This is a genomic window from Saccharopolyspora sp., from assembly GCF_017434145.1.
GTDB classification, from domain to species: Bacteria; Actinomycetota; Actinomycetes; order Mycobacteriales; family Pseudonocardiaceae; genus Saccharopolyspora_C; species Saccharopolyspora_C galaxeae.
The window spans coordinates 1-5,204 of sequence record NZ_JAFRFW010000224.1 but is presented as its reverse complement, the minus strand read 5'-3'; the positions used below and the strand labels follow the sequence as shown (position 1 = coordinate 5,204).

General features: G+C 71.4%; 6 protein-coding genes. 3 read left to right on the top strand and 3 right to left on the bottom strand.

The window, feature by feature from the left end:
• The 3 genes from IJH84_RS06410 to IJH84_RS06400 form a co-directional block, all read left to right on the top strand.
• Nucleotides 1–433 (top strand): hypothetical protein (locus IJH84_RS06410; protein ID WP_295141455.1); only part of this gene is annotated, 433 nt, incomplete at its 5' end.
• Nucleotides 434–437: 4 nt separating this feature from the next.
• The gene (locus tag IJH84_RS06405) at nt 438–1,664 is read left to right on the top strand and encodes an MAB_1171c family putative transporter (RefSeq protein WP_295141452.1); all 1,227 of its coding nucleotides are present in this window, start codon (nt 438–440) and stop codon (nt 1,662–1,664) included.
• Between the two features lie 112 nt (nt 1,665–1,776).
• Entirely contained in the window at nt 1,777–2,919 is a 1,143-nt protein-coding gene (locus IJH84_RS06400; RefSeq protein ID WP_295141449.1) for a cytochrome P450, read from the top strand.
• Between the two features lie 180 nt (nt 2,920–3,099).
• Here the strand turns inward: IJH84_RS06400 and IJH84_RS06395 are convergent, their stop codons facing one another.
• From IJH84_RS06395 to IJH84_RS06385, 3 genes are read right to left on the bottom strand one after another with little or no spacing between them, the layout of a single operon-like run.
• On the bottom strand, nt 3,100–3,891 hold the full coding sequence (locus tag IJH84_RS06395) for a DNA-formamidopyrimidine glycosylase family protein (RefSeq protein WP_295141446.1): 792 nt from the start codon (nt 3,889–3,891) through the stop codon (nt 3,100–3,102).
• A 29-nt stretch (nt 3,892–3,920) separates the two neighbouring features.
• Nucleotides 3,921–4,553 carry a dienelactone hydrolase family protein gene (locus IJH84_RS06390; protein WP_295141443.1) on the bottom strand — a complete coding sequence of 211 codons (633 nt, stop codon included), beginning with the start codon at nt 4,551–4,553 and terminating at the stop codon, nt 3,921–3,923.
• Nucleotides 4,540–5,064: a hypothetical protein gene (locus tag IJH84_RS06385; protein ID WP_200071333.1), complete on the bottom strand. Its 525-nt coding sequence runs from the start codon at nt 5,062–5,064 to the stop codon at nt 4,540–4,542. The genes IJH84_RS06390 and IJH84_RS06385 overlap by 14 nt, the downstream gene beginning before the upstream one ends.
• Nucleotides 5,065–5,204: the final 140 nt, after the last annotated feature.

Here is a 5,204-nt window from a genome sequence, read left to right as displayed (position 1 = left end):
GCTGCTCGACCGCGCCCGCGCGCACCTCGGCAGGGAGATCTACTTCGCCGCGGTGGAGCTGCCGCCGCGCGCCCCCAGCGGCCTGGCGCTGCTGCCGGCGGGTTGCGTGATCATCGTCGCGGACGCGCGCACGTCGCGCTGGCACCGCTGGCACATCTGGCTGCACGAGCTGATGCACCTGCTGTGGGGCCACGTCGGCCGTCCGGTCGGCGATCCGGCTCCGGCGTTGCGCTCGCTGTTCGGCGATCTGCCGCCGGAGGTGCTGGATCGGGTGCTGACCCGTTCGGGATGTTCGGCGCAGGAGGAAGCGGCGGCCGAGATGATGGCTTCGGTGGCGATGCAGCGGATCAGTTCGTGGGAGTCCCCGCAGGCGCACGAGGTGCCCGACGAGGCGCGCGAGGTGCTGCGCCGGTTCCAGATGGCGCTCGGGTGAGCCGGTGACGTTCGCGGTTCTGTACTCGCTGGCGCTGCTGCTGCAGCTGGGCGCTTTCCTGTGGAAGCTGCGGGATCTGCTGCGCGACCCGCGGGATCCGCGGCTGGGGGCGATCACGCTGGCGCTGCTGTTCGTGGCGTGCGGCTTCAACTTCGCGATCCCCCCGGTGTATTCGGCGGTGGCCGCGGCGACCGGCGTGCCGAACCTGTCCACTTTGGCCGTCTACGCGTCGATCGTGCTGTGCACCGCGTCGTTGCAGGTGTTCTCGGTGAATCTGGCGCGGTCGCGGGACGAGGCGGTGCCCGCGGGGCGGGCGCTGGTGCTCGGCACGGGTGCCGCGCTGGCGGTGCTGGTGGCGCTGTTCTGCGTCGCGCCGGTGCACGACGAGCCGCACGTGCTGGACTTCGATTCGCACTACTCGGGCGAGCCGGTCGTCGTCGGGTTCCTCGCGGTGTACCTGGGCGCGTACTCGCTGGGCCTGATCCGCAGTGCGCTGGTGTGCCTGCGGATTCAGCCGCACGCGGCGGATCCGTGGCTGCGGCGCGGTGTGTCGCTGGTTCCGGTCGGTGTCGTGTTCGGGCTCGGGTATTCGCTGTTGAAGGCGGTCGCGGTGGCCGCGACCTGGCTCGGCGGGGATCTCGCGCCGGTCAGCGATGTGGCGGCTCCGGTGAGCGCGACGGTCGGTGCGAGCGTGATGGCGGTCGGGTACGTGCTGCCGTCGGTTCCGCGGTTGCGTCGCCATGCGCGGGCGCGCCGGCAGCTTCGTCCGCTGTTGCGCGCTTTGCGGCCGCTCGCGCCGGAGCTGGCGCAGAACACGCGGCTCGCCTCGGCCGAGTACCGGTGGCTGATCGCGACCGACGACCTGCTGCGGGTGCTGCGGCCGCACCTCGCGCCGGAGGCCGCCGCGCTCGCCGAAGAACACGCGGACCGCCAGGGCCTCGAAGGCGACGAACGCGCCGCAGCCGTCGAAGCCGCCCGCATCGCCGCGGCGCTGCGCGCGCATCGCGCGGGGAGCTCGCCCGGCGACGGCAGCGCCATGATCCGCGAAGAGTCCGGAATGGACGGTCAGGACGTGGCGCTGTGGCAGGTGCCCGATCAGGCCCCGGAGCGCGACCTCGCCGAGGAGCTGCGCTGGCTGTGCCTCATCGGTGAAGCGTTCCACCGCCCGCATCCGCTGGTGCGCGCCGTGCTGGACGATCCGCGGCGCGCGGAAAAGGATCCGGCTTCGTGAAAGCTCCGGGCTCCTGAAGCTCCGGCATCGTGAAAAGCCCCGGCCTCAGAACCCCGGCTTCGCGGGGAACCCGGCTTCGTGAACGGCCCCGCCTCATGAAGAATCCCACCTCGTGACCGACGCGCTCACCGTCTCCGAAACCGCGCACGAACCGTTCGCCTCGCTCGCGGAGCTGCGCGCGCAAGGACCGGTGCACCGGATCGACACTCCGGACGGCCCGCCCGCCTGGCTGGTCACGAGATACGCGGAAGTCCGCGCGCTGTTCGGGGATTCGCGGTTCGCGCTGCACCGCGAGCACTCGCACGGCCGCGACTTCACCGGTTTCGACCTGCCTCCGCAGCTCGACGCGCACCTGCTCAACAGCGACCCGCCTCGGCACACCCGGCTGCGGCGGGAGATCGCGCCCAGCTTCACCGCGCAGCGGGTTCGCGCGATGAGTCCGCAGGTTCGTGCGGTGGCCGACGAACTCGCCGCTTCGCTGTCGGGCGAAGTGGACCTGGTCGGCGAGTTCGCGGTGCTCCTGCCGGTGCGGGTGATCGCGGAGCTGCTACCGCTGCCCGCCGACGCGCGGGACACGTTCGCGGGCTGGGCTGATTCGCTGCTGCGGCACACGCCCGGCGCGGAGCCGCGTGCGCGGGACACGATGGACGACATGCGGCGGATCATCGGTTCGGCGTTGTCGTCGGATCCGCCCGCCGACTCGCTGCTCGCGGGGCTGCTGACCGCGCGCGGCGCGGGACGGCTCGATGCGGACGAGTTGACCAGCATGGTCTTCTACCTGCTGTTCGTCTGGTACGAGATCATGGTGCACGCGGTGTCCTCGGCGATGCTGCGGCTGCTCGGCTCGGAACGGCTCGGCACCGGCGTCGAGGAGGTGCTGCGGCTGCACCCGCCGCAGTTGCTCGCCGCACCGCGATACCCGTTGCACGACTTGGAAATCGGCGGAGTGAGCGTCCGCGCGGGCGATACGCTGCTGCTGTCGCTGGCATCGGCGAACCGGGATGAGCGGGTGTTCTCGGAAGCTTCGGAATTCGTGCCCGACCGCAACCCGAACCCGCACCTGAGCCTCGGCCACGGCACCCACGCCTGCCCGGCTTCGACGCTGACCCGCGTCATCGCCCGCTGCGCCGTGGAGGCGCTGCACGCGCAACACCCGCACGCCGCGCCGACCTCGGCCCCGGTGACCTGGCGCGGCAACTTCCGCCACCACGGCCCGGCCGCGCTACGAGCGAATCTCACCCGCCACAAGCGGTAGTCCGCGGAGTGAACGGACCGTTGGTCCCAATAGATTGGATGAACAGGCCGTTCACTCGCCTCGGTCCGCGGGCGCCGGCATGTCGCCCCGGTCCGCGTACGCGGGATGCAATCCGAGCGAACGGACCGTTCGTCCGAATAGATTGGGCCAACAGGCCGTTCGCTCCAGGAACTGCGCTTGCTAGGAGTTGTCGAGGGGCTGGCAGTTCGGACAGTGGAATGTGGTTCGGCCCGCGGTCTTGGTGCGTTCGAGGGCGGTCGAGCAGCGCGGGCAGTGCGGGTCGGGCTCGTCGCGGTGGCCGGTGAGCCAAGACGGGCGGTCGGGCACGTGGGCGACCTTCGCGGACTGGCGCAGCACGGTGTGCGCGCGGCGGCTGAGCTTGGACAGCTCCGGCGCGCTCAGGTCGCCGGTGCTGCGCGCCGGGTGGATGCGGGCCTGCCAGAGGGTTTCGTCGACGGTGAGATTTCCCAGCCCGGCCAGCACTTCCTGGTCCATCAACGCCGCTTTCACGCCGCGCTTGGTGCGGGTCAGCCGCTCCCGGTAGTCCGCGGCGGAGGCCGCCATCGCGTCCGGGCCGAGTTCGCCGAGCTGCGCGTCCAGGTCGGACTGCCGCCGCGCCAGGTGCAACCCGGTCAGCTTGCGCATGTCCCGGTACCGAAGCTCGCCGTCGGCGAAGCGGAACACTACGCGGTCGTGCTTGTGCGGCTCGTCGTCCCGGCCGCACCACAACATCCGGCCGGTCATGCCGAAGTGCAGCAGCACCTCCGGGAACTCGGCGCCGACCGGTATCACCAGCCACTTGCCGTGCCGCCACGGCGTGCCGAACTCCTTGCCGCGCAAGGCTTTCCGGAACTCCTGCGGGCGCACGCCGCGCAACACCTGCGAGTCGTTGACCACGACGTCCTCGACTTCGCGGCCGGCCGCGGCTTGCGCGACCCGGCGAAAACCCTCGACGTCCGGCAGCTCGGGCATCCACTCCGACTACCCGGCAGAGCCGCTGATCACGCAAGCAGGTACTGCGTGAACCAGCTGGTGGCGACGGTGGCGGCTTGTTCCAGGGCGCCGGGTTCCTCGAACAGGTGCGTCGCGCCGTCGACGACGTGCAGGTCGTGCGGGGCGCGGAGTTGCTCAGCGGTGCGGCGGTTCAGTTCGAGCACTTCCATGTCGCTGCCGCCGACGATCAGCAAGGTCGGTGCCCGCACGTTCTGCAGGGCCTCCGAAGCGAGATCCGGACGACCACCACGGGAGACCACCGCCTGCACCACATCCGGTCGGCGGGCGGCGGCGCCGAGTGCAGCGGCCGCGCCGGTGCTGGCGCCGAACAGGCCCGCCGGGCCGCGCCACCAGTCCAGCACGCCCAGCACCCGCACGGTCAGCAGCGGGATGTTGAACCGCAGCTCGGCGTGCACGTCGGCGCGGTCCTCGTCCGGCGTGAGCAGGTCCATCAGCAGCGTGCCGATACCGGCTTCCTGCAACTGCTCGGCGACCCAGCGGTTCCGGCTGCTGTGCCGGGACGAGCCGCTGCCGTGCGCGAACACCACCAGCGGCCCGTTGCGGTCCGGCAGCGTCAGGTCGCCGATCAGCTCACCGGTCCCGTGCACGACCGGGAGCGAGACCTGTTCAGGTTCCGCCATCCTGCACCCGCTCCGCGCCTTCCTCCGGTGAGGCGTTGCTGACGCCGGTGGCGTCGCCCTCGTTGGTCGCCGCGGACAGGCCGGTGTCCTCGACCTCGTCGCCCTCCAGGACCGTGCCCGGTTCGCCTGCGGCGTCCTGCTCGGCGGCGATCTGCTCACCGCGGGAACCGTCGGCGACCTCCTGGGTGGCCTGCTCGTCCACCGAGTCGTCCAGCTCGTACAGGCGGGTTTCGGCGACCGGTCTGCCCGGTTCGGCGTCCGGGTCGGGGCGTTCCTCCGAGATCCGTTCGTCGATCGAGTCGCCCGCGCGCTGCTCGCTCGGCGTGGGGCGCTCGGCCGTGGTCTGCGACAGGTGCTCGGGCGGCTCCACGCCCCCTTCGAGCGGGTCCACGCCCAGTTCGTCCTCGTCGAGATCCCCCGCGGATTGCAGCTCGGCCGGATCTTGCGGTTCCGCAGGGTCCGGGCCGACCTCGTCAGCAGACGGAGTCGTGGCGTCCAGCGGATCCGACATCGTGCGCGTCTCCATTCCCTACGCGGACATGACCTCCGCGCACGGACTACCCGCAGGTGCCGCTGTTAATCCCCCTTGATCGAACGCAGGAACGACGCCCAGCGGGAGCGGTCGAACACGAGCGTGCCGCCGGAGCGGTC